A 13,614-nucleotide genomic window follows, 5' to 3' on the forward strand; every position below is an offset into this window, starting at 1 on the left:
CCTGACATTAAGTGACGGTTGGAGTATCCTGTCACCGAACATCGGTTTTTTCATACTTGATGAGTATATCATACTTTTACACCAGTGTAAACTACTTATTTTTAAAAATTACTGTCGAAACCTTGAAGCCGCTTACGCCCATATGCGATATCCTGTTCCACCTGCTCGCGAAGCATCTCTACAGAATCGAATTTTTTTTCCGGTCTCACATACTCGTAAAGCGCTACCTCAATTTTCTTTCCATAAGCGTCCCCGTGATAGTCAAATACAAATGTTTCAATTCCCATCTGTTCTTTCTCTGAAACTGTCGGTTTGCAGCCGATATTAGAGATTCCTCCATAAAGCATGCCATCAATGCGAATTGAACTGACATAGACTCCGTTAGGCGGAAGCAGTTTCTCTTTTTCTGCAACAATGTTCATCGTCGGAAATCCAAGCTTTCTCCCAAGCTGCTTACCATATTGTACTTCTCCTGTGACGGTATACGGGTATCCAAGAAGCTGTGTAACCAGTTTCATATTCCCTTTTTTCACTTCTTCTTTAATGTAAGTACTGCTTATTTCTCTATCTTCATAGCACTTCTTTTCAATCACTTCCACCTCATACCCGTATTCCCCACTATACTGCTGCAACATATGATAATCACCTTTTTTCTGATATCCAAAGTGAAAATCCGTGCCAACTACAATATACTCGGCATGAAATTGTTTCACCAAAATTTCTTTTATGAAAGTCTCCGCCTCAATTTTCGAAACTGCCTCGACAAATGGGCATTCCACCAGATAATCCACCCTGCCAAAAAGGCGTCCTGCGCGTTCTTCGTTCGTAATCAGACTTTCTTTTTTCTTTTTTATTTTTTCGTACAAGGGTGCCATGTCAAATGCAAACACAACGCTGTCTACACCGTCATTTTTCTGATGCTCAATGACCCGCTCGATCAATGTCTCATGTCCTCTGTGAAGACCATCAAATTTCCCCAATGTAATTGCAGTCTTTTTGTCATTTTGATAGAACTGCATTCCCTTGATATATTGCATGTTTTTTCCTCTTATCGTTACTCATTTTTATCAAAAAACATTTTGACTATTTTAAACATCTTTTGTTTCTGCTGATATGCGTAAATCGCAATGAACTGTCCGGAATTACTGTAAACTCTCACATATTCCCCGTCAATCAGATCTTTTGACTCATTGATATGCTTTTCAAAAAACATATTCCCATTACACACAAGCGCTTCATAAGGGCGTTTAAGGGTCACCGCCTCGTACTGCCCAAACATTTCATCAATTGGAACTAATATCTCTGAAAGTAATCCCGCTTCCTTTTTCTGTCTGACTTCCTCCAATGTATAGCTGTCCTCCAAAGTAAACCTGCTTACTTTTGTGCGGGTGAGTTCCTCCATGCAGCCACCACAGCCGAGTTTCTCTCCGATATCATGGCACAATGTGCGGATATAGGTTCCTTTAGAGCAGGAGACTTCCATCCGCACGCGCGGAAGCGAAATCTCTTTAATCCGAATCTCGTAGATAATAACCGGACGAGCTTTTCTCTCAACCTCAATTCCTGCTCTCGCCAGTTCATATAATTTTTTCCCATTGACTTTTAACGCAGAATACATCGGCGGTACCTGTAAGTATTCTCCTACAAATTCCCCGATGCATCTTTCTACGGCATCATTGTCAATTCCATCCATCGCTTTTTCGGATAACACTGTTCCGGATATATCCTGAGTGTCCGTTGCCTTTCCAAGTAAAAGTACTGTCTCATATGTCTTATCCTTATCCGTCAGCATATCGCATAATTTTGTCGCTTTTCCAAGGCAGACCGGAAGAACGCCCGTCGCATCCGGATCCAATGTACCGGTATGCCCGATTTTTTTCTGTCCGATAATTCCCCTTAGTTTTGCGACTACATCATGTGATGTAAATCCTTTTTCTTTACGTATATTAATGACTCCGTGTACCATATTTTCTTCCTTTTTATAGTTGTAAATGAATCTGTCCGGACAGATTGTTGATCACATCATGTACCGTTCCTTTCATCGTCACACCGGCTGCTTTTTTATGGCCTCCTCCACCGAAATACTGTGCGATTCTGCTGACATCCACATCACCAGATGCACGCAGGCTCACTTTGTACTCATGCGGAGCAGTCTCATATAAAAGAACGGCAACTTCCACACCTTTCGTAACCCGAAGCTGGCTGACAATTCCTTCTAAATCTTTCGGTGTGACACCATGAAATTCCATCATACGCTGTGTAATATAGGATACAATACATTTTCCATCCATAAACAGAAAACTTTCAAACAATGCCCTCCCCAAAATCTGGTTCTGAGCAAACGTCTTTTCATAAAATGTCTTTTCGATGATCTCAGAGGCATTGATCCCTTTCCGCATCAGGTTCGCTGCCACCTCCATCGTCTCCGGCGCCGTACATGAATACTGGAACACTCCTGTATCATGCACAATTCCAAGATACAGACATTCAGCCGTCTCTTTTGTGATCTTTTCTAAATCCAAAAGCCGGTATACAAGCTCCGAAGTAGAACTTGCTTCCGGGAAAATATAATTTTGATCTGCAAACGCAAGATTACTGATATGATGGTCTACGCAGAACGTCTCTTTTGCATGTTCAAAAAGCGCCTTTGAAAATCCGAGACGTTCTTTATCACCACAGTCAAGCACAATAAACAGATCATATTCTTTTTTGTCCGGCACCTCGTGACGAATCTCTTTCGCCGCCTTGATAAAATGAAAACTATCTGGTATGTCTTCCAGATAGACATCCGCCTGAATCTCTTCATAGTTTTCTTTGATGTACTGGTACAACCCAAGACAGGAGCCGACACAATCACCATCCGGACGCACATGACCGCCAATGGCGACTGTTTTTACATGTTTCAAGACTTCCTTTAACATCTTATTCTTCCTCTTCTTTTAAATCCTTTGTCACATCATCAATCATTTTCGACATTGCCACACCATATGCGATAGACTGATCCATCACAAATTTTATTTCCGGCGTGTTTCTCATATTCAGCTTCCTTGCCAGCTCTCTTCGGATATATCCTTCTGCGCTCTGAAGACCTTTGATTGTGTCTTCCTGCGCTTTCTCATCACCGAGCACACTGATATATGCTTTGCATGTCTTCAAATCCGGCGCTACTTCCACCGCCACAACGGAGGTCATTGGTGCAACACGAGGGTCTTTGATGCCCCCGCGGATAATGTTGCTTAATTCTTTTTGCACCTCTCCGTTTACTCTTGTATTTTTAATACTGTTTTTTCTCAATTCTTTTCCTCTTTTCTTATCTTGGTATCTCTACCATTTTATAAGACTCTACCTGATCGCCTTCTTTTACATCATTAAATTTCTCGAATACAAATCCACATTCATAACCTGCTTTTACTTCTTTTACATCATCTTTAAAACGTTTTAACGAAGCAAGACCTCCATCAAAGATTACAACTCCATCACGGATAATACGTGCAGAACATCCTCTCTCAAATGTACCGTCAAGCACATATGCACCAGCAATCGTACCTACGCCTGAAGCCTTAAATGTCTGACGAACCTCTGCATGACCGAGTACTTTTTCCTCAAACACCGGATCTAACATACCTTTCATGGCAGCTTCCACGTCTTCAATCGCATTGTAGATGACACGATATAATCTTACATCCACACCTTCACGCTCCGCAATCTCTTTCGCAGTTGCATCCGGTCTTACATTGAATCCGATGATGATTGCGTTGGATGCAGATGCAAGTGTGACATCAGACTCGTTGATTGCACCGACACCACCGTGGATGATCTTTACAACGACCTCGTCATTTGACAATTTCAAAAGACTCTGTTTTACTGCTTCCACAGAACCCTGTACATCTGCTTTTACAACAATACCAAGTTCTTTGACATTTCCTGCCTGAATCTGGCTGAACAGATCATCTAAGGACATCTTTGATTTTGTATCGTCTAACAGTTTCATTCTTCCCTGTGAAATGAATGTCTCTGCAAAGTTTCTTGCTTCTTTGTCATTGCCGCATCCGACAAATACTTCTCCGGCATTCGGCACATCATTCAGACCAAGGATCTCTACCGGAGTAGAAGGACCTGCCTCTTTTACTCTTCTTCCTTTGTCATCCATCATCGCTCTTACTTTCCCGTAAGCAGAACCTGCTGCGATGGCATCTCCGACACGAAGTGTACCTTTCTGTACCAGTACTGTCGCCACAGAACCTTTTCCTTTATCAAGCTCTGCCTCGATCACAAGACCTCTTGCGCGGCGGTTTGGATTTGCTTTTAATTCCAATACTTCCGCTGTCAGAAGGATCATCTCCATCAAGTCTTCAATTCCTTCTCCTGTCTTTGCAGAAACCGGTACAAAGATTGTGCTTCCACCCCAGTCCTCTGCAATCAGCTCATACTCTGTCAATTCCTGTTTTACACGATCGATATTTGCACTAGGTTTATCAATCTTGTTTACTGCAACAATGATTTCAATTCCAGCTGCTTTCGCATGGTTGATTGCTTCTACAGTCTGAGGCATTACGCCGTCATCTGCCGCAACAACAAGAATCGCAATATCTGTGGAATTAGCGCCACGCATACGCATTGCTGTAAACGCCTCATGTCCAGGTGTATCTAAGAATGTAATCTTCTCTCCGTTTACTGTCGCCACATATGCACCAATATGCTGTGTGATACCACCTGCTTCACGGTCGATCACATTTGTATTACGGATTGCATCCAGAAGGGAAGTTTTACCATGGTCAACATGCCCCATAACACACACAACCGGCGGACGTTTTTTCATCTTGCTTTCGTCTTCTTCATCTTCTTTTAACAATTCTTCAATGACATCTACTACTTCTTCTTTTTCGCAGAGCACTTCAAATTCCATTGCGATTTCCTCTGCAGTATCGTAATCAATTTCTTGGTTTACTGTCACGATTTTTCCCTGTAAAAACAATTTTTTTACAATTGCAGACGGCTGAATCTTCATCGCATCTGCAAGTTCTTTGATTGTAAGTACTTCCGGGATCGTGATCATCTTAATCTTTTCTTCCACTTTTTCCTCTACCTTTGGCTGCGGCTTTTGCTGCAACGGCACATTTTTTGTCTTTTTCCCTTTTGGTCCTCTTTCCTCATGGTCATCTTTGCGATAATCTTTTTTCTTATTAAAATTATCTTTTTGTTTCTGACGCTGTGGCTTCTGCTCAGGAACTACCGGTGCCGGAATTGAAGGCGCGCTCTTTCTGTTATCGTTTCTTCTGTCGTTTCTTCTATTATCATCTCTGCGGTCATCTCTTCTGTCATCACGTCTGTTGTCATCGCGTTTTTGACCCTGATAATTGTTGTTCGGTCTTTGATTATTATTTGCTCTCTGTGCATTATTATTCTGTCTTTGTCCCTGACCTGCGTTGTTGTTTCTCTGACCCTGGTTATTATTTGGTCTCTGACCATTCTGTCTCTGACCCTGATTGTTTCCGTTTCTCTGTCCTTGATTGTTGTTCTGTCCATCTCGTCTCTGTGTTGGACGATTGCCTTGACGGGAACCATTTTGAGAATTCTGCGGCCTGAACACCTGCACAATATGCTTTTTCTTCGGTTCTTCTTTTGTATCCCCACCGCCAAAGCTGCTTTTTACAGCCTCAATCTGCTCATCACTCAATGAACTCATATGGCTGGTTACCTCTATATTTTTTTCTCTCAGAACATCAAGTACTTCTTTGTTTGTTTTATTTAGCTCTTTTGCTAATTCATGCACTCGCACTTTTGTCATACTAACTACCTCCTCTATGCAATCGTATATCCTTCTGTTTCCAAATGTTTCTTGATCCCTTTTGCAAACCCTGCATCTGTCACTGCAAGTGTCGCCCGGAATTCTTTTCCCATTGCATGCCCCAAGGTATCTTTATCCCCATAAAAATAAATTGGCACTTCATAGAAATCACACATATTTTTAAACTTCTTCTTTGTATTCGCCGATGCATCCTCCGCCACAATCACAAGCTCTGCCATACCGGTCTTTACTTCTTTTTCGGTACAGAATTCACCGCTTGCCGTCTTTCCTGCTTTCGTGGCAAGGCTGACTAACGATAATGCTTTACTCGATTTCAAGCGCATTCATCTCCTTTTCCAGCTTTTCATAAACTTCTTTTGGAATTGCCTGCTTAAAAGACCGCTCTAACCCTTTGTTTTTCACCGCTTTTTCAAAACATTCTTTTGAAAAACAAAGATATGCTCCGCGCCCGTTCTTTTTTCCTGTCGCATCCAGTTCAAATGTATCTTCGGAAGTTTTCAAAACACGCATCATTTCTTTTTTACTTTTCATCTCTTGACATCCTACACATTTTCGCATAGGAATCTTTTTGTTATTACTCAACAAATCACTCCTGACTACACTAATTCATCTGGCATCTCTTCATCTGCTTCCTCAGACACTTCTGTGGAAAGATTCATATAATTTTCCGGAAGTTCACCGGCTTCAATCGCCTGTGTCTCGCTCTTGATATCAATCTTGTATCCTGTCAGACGTGCAGCCAGTCTCGCATTCTGTCCTTCTTTTCCGATTGCAAGTGACAACTGATAATCCGGCACAATCACACTTGCTGTCTTTTCATCCGGATCAGCCATTACAGAGATGACTTTTGCCGGACTAAGTGCATTCTCAATCAAGATCGCCGGATTGTCGCTCCAGTTGATGATATCAATCTTTTCTCCGCGAAGCTCACTTACGATTGCATTGACTCTCGCACCGTTCATACCAACACATGCTCCGACCGGATCTACATCCGGGTCATTTGACCACACTGCAATCTTTGTACGGGAACCGGCTTCTCTTGAGATGCTCTTAATCTCAACAATTCCTTCTTTTACTTCTGCAACCTCAGACTCAAACAGACGTTTCACCAGTTCCGGATGTGTACGGGAAACTAAAATCTTTGGTCCTTTTGTTGTATTCTTCACTTCTACGATATAGAGTTTGATACGTTCTGTAGGCTTAAACACTTCGCCTTTTACCTGCTCATTCTCAGTCAGCATCGCATCTGCTTTTCCAAGGTTAATACTTACATTCTTGCCAACATAACGCTGCACGATACCAGTCACGATATCTTTCTCTTTTTCAAAATACTGATCGTACACTACTTTTCTCTCTTCTTCACGGATTTTCTGAAGAATTAAGTTCTTTGCATTCTGTGTTGCAATACGTCCAAATTCCTTTGACTCCACCGGAATCTGAACAATATCGCCGAGCTCAAATTTTGAGTCGATCATTTTTGCATTTGCAAGGCTGATCTCCATCACATCGTCTTCCACTTCTTCTACAACTGTCTTTTCCGCAAACACAGAGTAGTCACAAGTCTCACGATTCATCACTACTTTGATATTATCTGCTTTTCCAAAATGATTTTTACATGCGTTAATCAGAGAATTCTCAATTGCATCTAATAAAGTCTCTTTACTGATATCCTTTTCCTGCTCAAGAATTGTCAACGCTTCTAATAATTCTGTGTTCATTTTTTCTTTCCTCCTGATTTAAAAATCCAATGCCAAACGAATCAAAGCGATCTCGCTTCGTTCAAATGTCTTTGTTGTCTCATCTTCATATTCAATCGTCACGGTATCCTGATCGTATTCTTTTAGAATTCCGATAAATTCTTTCTGTCTGTCAATCGCACGGTAAGTACGGATCTCCACTTCTTCTCCGATACTTCTTGCAAAGTCTTTCTCTTTTTTCAAAGGTCTTCCAAGTCCTGGAGAACTCACTTCAAAGATATACGTATCTTCGATATAGTCTTTCTCATCCAAAATATCTGAAAACGCTCTGCTTACCACTTCACAATCGTCTACCGAAATTCCTCCCGGTTTATCAATATATGCCCGAAGATACCAGTTTCCTCCCTCTTTTACATACTCAACGTCCACCAACTCAAATCCATTGCTTTCAACGATTGGTAATAGAAGTTCTTCTGTTTTTTGTTCGTATACTTCTCTTTTAGACACTGTCAACCTTCCTTTCTTATACCAACAAATAAGAGTGAACATTACGTCCACTCTTCTGCCGATTTCTTATGTAACTAACATACACTATAGCACTCATTCTCAATAAATGCAAGGGTATTTTCAAAATTTCTCATTTCAGGGTTATCGTTTTGTTCCGATTCCATCACGTCTTGCCAGTTTCAGACGGTTCAATGTCACTTCTTTTTCTTTATATAGAACCTTTTGCTCAACTCCTTCTTCAAGCAGATATACCTGTTCCAGTTCATCTTTTTTCTGTAGTTTGATTCCGCGCACTCCGACGGCACCTTTTTTCTTTTCCGGCACCTCTGTCGACGCAAACCTCAGAAAATATCCATTCATCGTCTGAAGCACAATGCTTTGTCCCTCTGTCACAACCTGTACACAGATCACTTCATCCTCTTCTAAAAGCTTTGTCGCTGCGATGGTTCGTTTTGCCGCCTGAAATTCACTTCCATCCACCTGCTTTAACATACCTTGTTTTGTCGCAAACAACAGCTTTGCCATAGAGAGACTTCCCTCATCACACACAAACACAATCTGTTCTTCGGTGCTGTTGTAATTACTCAAATTATCAATCGGAGTTCCTTTATCCCTGAATTTTCCATATGGAATATCCGGCACCTTCACCTGATGCATCTTTCCTGCATTCGTAAACAAACATATTTTTCCGGTATTGAGACAGGAAACTATATATTTATTCTCCGAGTCTGCTGCTTCCCTGTTTCTTTCATAGGTCGACACATCCACCGTTCTCGCATATCCAAAACGATCCATCAAAAATACAACTTCCTGCTCTTCGATTTTCTTTTCTTCAAACACTGCTTCTTCTGCATTTTCGACAATCGTCCGTCGTTTTCTTGCATATGTCTTTTTAATCGCATCCAAATCTTCTATAATTACTTCCGCCATCGAATCATAATTATTCAAAATATCTTCATAGCGGGCAATACTTTTAAGTGTCTGCTCATGTTCTGCCTGCAATGCCTCAATCTCCAGACCAATCAGTTTGTACAGGCGCATCTCCAGGATTGCTGTCGCCTGTCTTTCTGTAAACCGGAGCATCGAGGCCATCTTTTTTGAAATATTAGATTTGAATTTGATATTCTCTGTGATACCGTCAGTCAGACACGCTTTTGCCTCTTTGATCGACTTGCTGCCACGCAAAATTTCAATAATCAAATCAATGACATTACATGCCTTGATCAAACCTTCCTGAATCTCTTTTTTATCCAACTCTTTTGCAAGCAGTGTCTTGTATTTTCTCGTCGCAACATCAAACTGAAAATCTACATGGTGCTCGATAATTGATTTCAGTCCCATCGTCTCTGGTTTCCCATTTGCAACGGCAAGCATATTCACTCCAAATGTATCTTCCAGACGAGTCTTTTTGTAAAGCATATTCTTTAAGTTTTCCACATCTGCATCTTTTCGAAGTTCGAGCACAATCCGAATTCCTTCTTTGGATGACTGATTGGAAATATCTGTGATGTCATTCGTCTTTTTGCTCTCCACAAGGGACGCCACATCGTTTAAAAATTTTCCGATTCCTGCACCGATCATTGTGTAAGGAATTTCTGAAATCACAAGACGTTTCTTTCCGCCTTTCAATTCCTCCACTTCCACTTTTCCGCGAATCTTAATCTTTCCGGATCCCGTCTCATAAATGTTCAAAAGATCGTCTTTGTTGACTACGATACCGCCCGTCGGAAAATCCGGTCCTTTGATATGTTTCATCAACTGCTTTGTCGTGATCTCACTGTTTTTCATATACGCTTTCACCGCATCGATCACTTCGCCTAAATTGTGTGTTGGAATACTTGTCGCCATTCCGACTGCGATTCCCTCTGCACCGTTTACCAAAAGATTCGGGATACGTACCGGAAGCACCTCCGGTTCTTTTTCCGTCTCGTCAAAGTTCGGAGCAAAGTCCACAACTCCTTTGTCCAAGTCTGCAAGAAATACCTCCTGTGTCAGTTTTGCAAGACGAGCCTCCGTGTAACGCATCGCAGCAGCGCCGTCTCCCTCGATAGAGCCGAAGTTTCCATGTCCGTCCACAAGAATCATTCCTTTTTTGAATTCCTGTGCCATTACGACAAGTGATTCGTAGATGGAACTGTCTCCATGCGGGTGGTATTTACCCATCGTATCCCCGACGATACGCGCACATTTTCGATATGGTTTATCATAGCGGATACCAAGTTCATGCATATCGTAAAGTGTTCTTCTCTGCACCGGCTTCAGACCATCTCTGACATCCGGCAACGCTCTTGCCACAATGACACTCATCGCATAATCGATATATGATTTTTTCATGATATCCGAATATTCGGTTCTTATAATTTGTGAATCCTGCATCTTTTGTTGCCTCCTATATATCTAACTCTGCTTCTGTCGCATTTTCATAAATAAACGCACGTCTCGGAGGCACTTCACTTCCCATCAGCATCTCCGTCACAGAAGATGCCATTCTCGCATCTTCAATCTCGACAAGCTTTAGCATTCTCGTCTCCGGATTCAGCGTTGTCTCCCACAACTGGTCTGCATCCATCTCGCCAAGACCTTTGTATCTTTGCAGCGTAAATGGTCCTTTCTGACGTTTGCGATAGCGCTCCAGCGCTTTGTCGTCGTACAGATATTCCTCTTCCCCTTTTTTCGGCATCGCCTTGTAAAGCGGAGGCATCGCAATATAGACATGTCCTTCAAAAATCAATTCCGGCATAAACCGATAGAACAATGTCAATAATAATGTAGAAATGTGAGCGCCATCCACGTCCGCATCAGCCATAATGATGATCTTGTTATAACGGAGTTTTGTGATGTCGAAATCATTACCATACCCTTCCGAAAATCCACAGCCAAAGGCATTGATCATCGTCTTGATCTCCGCGTTGGCAAGTACCTTATCGATACTTGCTTTTTCCACATTCAAAATCTTTCCGCGGATTGGCAGGATTGCCTGATAAGAGCGGTCTCTCGCCGTCTTTGCGGAACCTCCCGCAGAATCTCCCTCCACGATAAAAATCTCACATTTGCTCGCATCTCTGCTCTCACAGTTCGCAAGCTTTCCATTGCTGTCAAACGAATATTTCTGCTTCGTCAACAGATTCGTCTTTGCCTTCTCCTCCGTCTTACGGATTTTTGCCGCCTTCTCCGCGCAGCTGATTACTTTTTTAAGCGTATCCAGATTCCGGTCAAAATAGCGCACAATCTCCTCCCCGGTCACCTTTCCGGTCGCCTTTGCTGCATCCGGATTGTCCAGCTTTGTCTTCGTCTGCCCTTCAAAACGCGGATCCGGATGCTTGATTGAAACAATCGCCGTCATCCCGTTGCGAATATCCGCTCCTGTAAAATTGCTGTCCTTCTCTTTTAAAATGCCAAGTTCTCTCGCGTACTGGTTCATCGCCGTCGTAAACGTCGTCTTAAATCCCGTCAAATGTGTTCCACCCTCTGCATTGTAAATATTATTACAAAATCCGAGTACGTTCTCATGGAACTCATTTACATACTGGAATACAACTTCCACTTCAATTCCTTCTGACTCACCTTTAAAATAAATCGGCTCATGTATCGCCTCTTTCTTCTGATTCAGATCACGGATAAATCCAAGTATTCCGTCTTCCTCATGATATTCAATATGTTCTGTCTGCGCTCCGCGTCTGTCCTCAAAAATAATCGTCAGATTCGGATTCAGATACGCAGTCTCATGGAGACGACTTTTTACTTCCTCCGCCTTGAATCTCGTCTTCTCAAAAATCGTGTCGTCCGGCAGGAAATTCACTTCTGTCCCCGTTTTTCTCGTCTTTCCAATAACCGGAAGCAACCCGTTTTCAAGCTCTACAACCGGAATCCCCCGCTCGTATCGGTCGTGATGAATTGCACCTTCCCTGCTGATCTTGACGTCCATATAAATAGAAAGTGCATTTACAACCGAAGAGCCAACCCCGTGCAGCCCGCCGCTTGTCTTATAAGCTGTATCATCAAATTTTCCACCTGCGTGAAGTGTCGTATATACAATACGCGCTGCGGATACCCCTTTTTGGTGCATCCCGACAGGGACACCTCGCCCATTGTCGATCACCGTTGCAGAACCATCTTTTTCCAGTATGACCTGAATCTTGTCACAGTACCCCGCAAGATGTTCATCTACCGCATTGTCCACAATCTCATAGATCAAATGATTGAGCCCCTTCGTAGACACACTTCCAATATACATTCCCGGTCTTTTTCTGACCGCTTCCAGTCCTTCTAATATAGAAATACTATCTGCATCATATGTATTTTGTTTCGCCATTTACTTAAAACCCTCTCTTTTTCATACTGCACCCATCATAACACAAACAAAGGTTCGTTTCAAATAAATTCTTCTACCCCATGATGACTTTTGCTAAAACGTCTGACAACAGCTCCATCGCATTTCGCATTTCCTCCACAGTGTTTGTCTGGGCACCTGCCTCGATCAAAAGAGATTTTGGCATCATATGGAGACTGTAACGGTACCCTTTCAGATAGATTTTCCTTGCAAATCCCGGATACATACTCTCTGATGCAAGCTGCATCTGTAGAGAAAACGACAGATTATCCTGAATATAAGGATTTGGAAGATATGCGATATCTCCATTGGCTTTTGTTCTGCTAAGTCCATTGAAAAACATGATCTTTGCCGCCTGTTTTCCATTTGCCTCCGTCACCAGATGTGTATCATTGCCGACCCCATCACGGTGCAGATCAATCACAACCTCAATACTTGGATTTTCTTCCAATATTTTTCTGACCCCCACTTCCGAAAATTCGTACGCTTTGCTTCGGTCTAATTTCCCGTCGATCAAATCATACACGCCGTCATGATGGATGGTTGAAATTCCCTTCGCATTCAAAAGCTCTGACAAATATGCTCCCATCCCGACGATACTTGTTCCGACATCTCCCTCGACAGAATCCACAAAAGTCTCCTGCGAGTGAGTATGAAAGATAAGTACTTTTGGTCCTTCCCCACTTGTGTCAATATGCATATCTTTTGCGAGAAGCTCATCCACATTTAACTGCTCCTGCCCGATCATCGTTGTACTGTCCACCGTATAGTAATGGCTCACCAGATAGTTAAAATCTCTCAGCTGCTCTATTGATACGGTCACTGGTTCCGTTTTCACTTCCTTGGCATCTTTTTCTGCGTGACTTCCGTCCCCGTTGATCAGATTTCCATTCTCGTCCACCTCATTTTCATCTGCCGCCTGCCTTGCCATGATCATTTCATAGGTCGCAGTATCTTCAATTTCAGATTCATAAGTTCCTTTCCCTTCCACATAACTTCCAAGCGGAATCATCTGCATCGCTTTTTTTGCAATCCATGTATTCCAATCTGTCTTTTCTTCTTTTTCCGCATAAAAAAGTCCTGGCATAAAAGACCTTTCCGTCATTCTCACAAGATTTTCCCGCAGACTCCCCTTCCATTCTTCCGTAATCTGCGTTCCACCTTGAAATAATATATATATGCCAAGACAAAAGATCAAACTGCCCGACAATATTGCTAAACTCCTATTTTTTCTCATATTTCTCTCCTAACAGAATCTTTAGAGCTTTAAC

At 42.2% G+C, this 13,614-nt stretch carries 12 protein-coding genes; all 12 read right to left on the reverse strand.

What is annotated here, in order from left to right; translation table 11 throughout:
- Positions 1-101 precede the first annotated feature (101 nt).
- Positions 102-1,037 carry a bifunctional riboflavin kinase/FAD synthetase gene (locus tag AC6I5B_RS09725; RefSeq protein WP_147611828.1) on the reverse strand — a complete coding sequence of 312 codons (936 nt, stop codon included), beginning with the start codon at positions 1,035-1,037 and terminating at the stop codon, positions 102-104.
- A 17-nt stretch (positions 1,038-1,054) separates the two neighbouring features.
- Positions 1,055-1,966, reverse strand: a complete 912-nt coding sequence (truB, locus tag AC6I5B_RS09730; protein WP_022250065.1) for a tRNA pseudouridine(55) synthase TruB — start codon at positions 1,964-1,966, stop codon at positions 1,055-1,057.
- A gap of 13 nt (positions 1,967-1,979) precedes the next feature.
- Complete coding sequence (locus AC6I5B_RS09735) at positions 1,980-2,921, reverse strand: DHH family phosphoesterase (RefSeq protein ID WP_118208449.1); 942 nt, start codon at positions 2,919-2,921, stop codon at positions 1,980-1,982.
- 1 nt (position 2,922) lies between these two features.
- The gene (gene rbfA, locus AC6I5B_RS09740; protein WP_022250063.1) at positions 2,923-3,294 is read right to left on the reverse strand and encodes a 30S ribosome-binding factor RbfA; all 372 of its coding nucleotides are present in this window, start codon (positions 3,292-3,294) and stop codon (positions 2,923-2,925) included.
- Between the two features lie 16 nt (positions 3,295-3,310).
- Positions 3,311-5,788, reverse strand: coding sequence for a translation initiation factor IF-2 (gene infB, locus AC6I5B_RS09745; protein ID WP_022250062.1), 2,478 nt, complete (start codon positions 5,786-5,788; stop codon positions 3,311-3,313).
- A gap of 14 nt (positions 5,789-5,802) precedes the next feature.
- Positions 5,803-6,132, reverse strand: coding sequence for a L7Ae/L30e/S12e/Gadd45 family ribosomal protein (locus AC6I5B_RS09750; RefSeq protein WP_071143952.1), 330 nt, complete (start codon positions 6,130-6,132; stop codon positions 5,803-5,805).
- Positions 6,113-6,367, reverse strand: coding sequence for an RNase P modulator RnpM (gene rnpM, locus AC6I5B_RS09755; protein WP_004612459.1), 255 nt, complete (start codon positions 6,365-6,367; stop codon positions 6,113-6,115). Before rnpM ends, AC6I5B_RS09750 begins: the two co-directional genes overlap by 20 nt.
- Positions 6,368-6,405: 38 nt before the next feature.
- Positions 6,406-7,527, reverse strand: a complete 1,122-nt coding sequence (gene nusA, locus AC6I5B_RS09760) for a transcription termination factor NusA (protein ID WP_022250059.1) — start codon at positions 7,525-7,527, stop codon at positions 6,406-6,408.
- An 18-nt stretch (positions 7,528-7,545) separates the two neighbouring features.
- The gene (rimP, locus tag AC6I5B_RS09765) at positions 7,546-8,013 is read right to left on the reverse strand and encodes a ribosome maturation factor RimP (protein WP_044987108.1); all 468 of its coding nucleotides are present in this window, start codon (positions 8,011-8,013) and stop codon (positions 7,546-7,548) included.
- Between the two features lie 141 nt (positions 8,014-8,154).
- Positions 8,155-10,389 carry a DNA gyrase/topoisomerase IV subunit A gene (locus AC6I5B_RS09770; protein ID WP_497773291.1) on the reverse strand — a complete coding sequence of 745 codons (2,235 nt, stop codon included), beginning with the start codon at positions 10,387-10,389 and terminating at the stop codon, positions 8,155-8,157.
- A gap of 13 nt (positions 10,390-10,402) precedes the next feature.
- A complete protein-coding gene (locus AC6I5B_RS09775) occupies positions 10,403-12,325 on the reverse strand; it encodes a DNA gyrase/topoisomerase IV subunit B (protein ID WP_004612455.1) in 1,923 nt (640 codons plus the stop codon).
- A 73-nt stretch (positions 12,326-12,398) separates the two neighbouring features.
- On the reverse strand, positions 12,399-13,580 hold the full coding sequence (locus AC6I5B_RS09780; RefSeq protein WP_004612454.1) for a stage II sporulation protein P: 1,182 nt from the start codon (positions 13,578-13,580) through the stop codon (positions 12,399-12,401).
- Between the last annotated feature and the right edge of the window lie 34 nt (positions 13,581-13,614).

It is taken from the genome of Faecalimonas nexilis, assembly GCF_059731825.1.

Excerpts from the sequence above, each read along its gene's own strand:
- AC6I5B_RS09725 (WP_147611828.1), bottom strand. The coding sequence starts at position 1,037 with ATGCAATATATCAAGGGAATGCAGTTCTATCAAAATGACAAAAAGACT.
- truB (WP_022250065.1), bottom strand. The coding sequence starts at position 1,966 with ATGGTACACGGAGTCATTAATATACGTAAAGAAAAAGGATTTACATCA.
- AC6I5B_RS09735 (WP_118208449.1), bottom strand. The coding sequence starts at position 2,921 with ATGTTAAAGGAAGTCTTGAAACATGTAAAAACAGTCGCCATTGGCGGT.
- infB (WP_022250062.1), bottom strand. The coding sequence starts at position 5,788 with ATGACAAAAGTGCGAGTGCATGAATTAGCAAAAGAGCTAAATAAAACA.
- AC6I5B_RS09750 (WP_071143952.1), bottom strand. The coding sequence starts at position 6,132 with ATGCGCTTGAAATCGAGTAAAGCATTATCGTTAGTCAGCCTTGCCACG.
- rnpM (WP_004612459.1), bottom strand. The coding sequence starts at position 6,367 with ATGCGAAAATGTGTAGGATGTCAAGAGATGAAAAGTAAAAAAGAAATG.
- nusA (WP_022250059.1), bottom strand. The coding sequence starts at position 7,527 with ATGAACACAGAATTATTAGAAGCGTTGACAATTCTTGAGCAGGAAAAG.
- AC6I5B_RS09770 (WP_497773291.1), bottom strand. The coding sequence starts at position 10,389 with ATGCAGGATTCACAAATTATAAGAACCGAATATTCGGATATCATGAAA.
- AC6I5B_RS09775 (WP_004612455.1), bottom strand. The coding sequence starts at position 12,325 with ATGGCGAAACAAAATACATATGATGCAGATAGTATTTCTATATTAGAA.
- AC6I5B_RS09780 (WP_004612454.1), bottom strand. The coding sequence starts at position 13,580 with ATGAGAAAAAATAGGAGTTTAGCAATATTGTCGGGCAGTTTGATCTTT.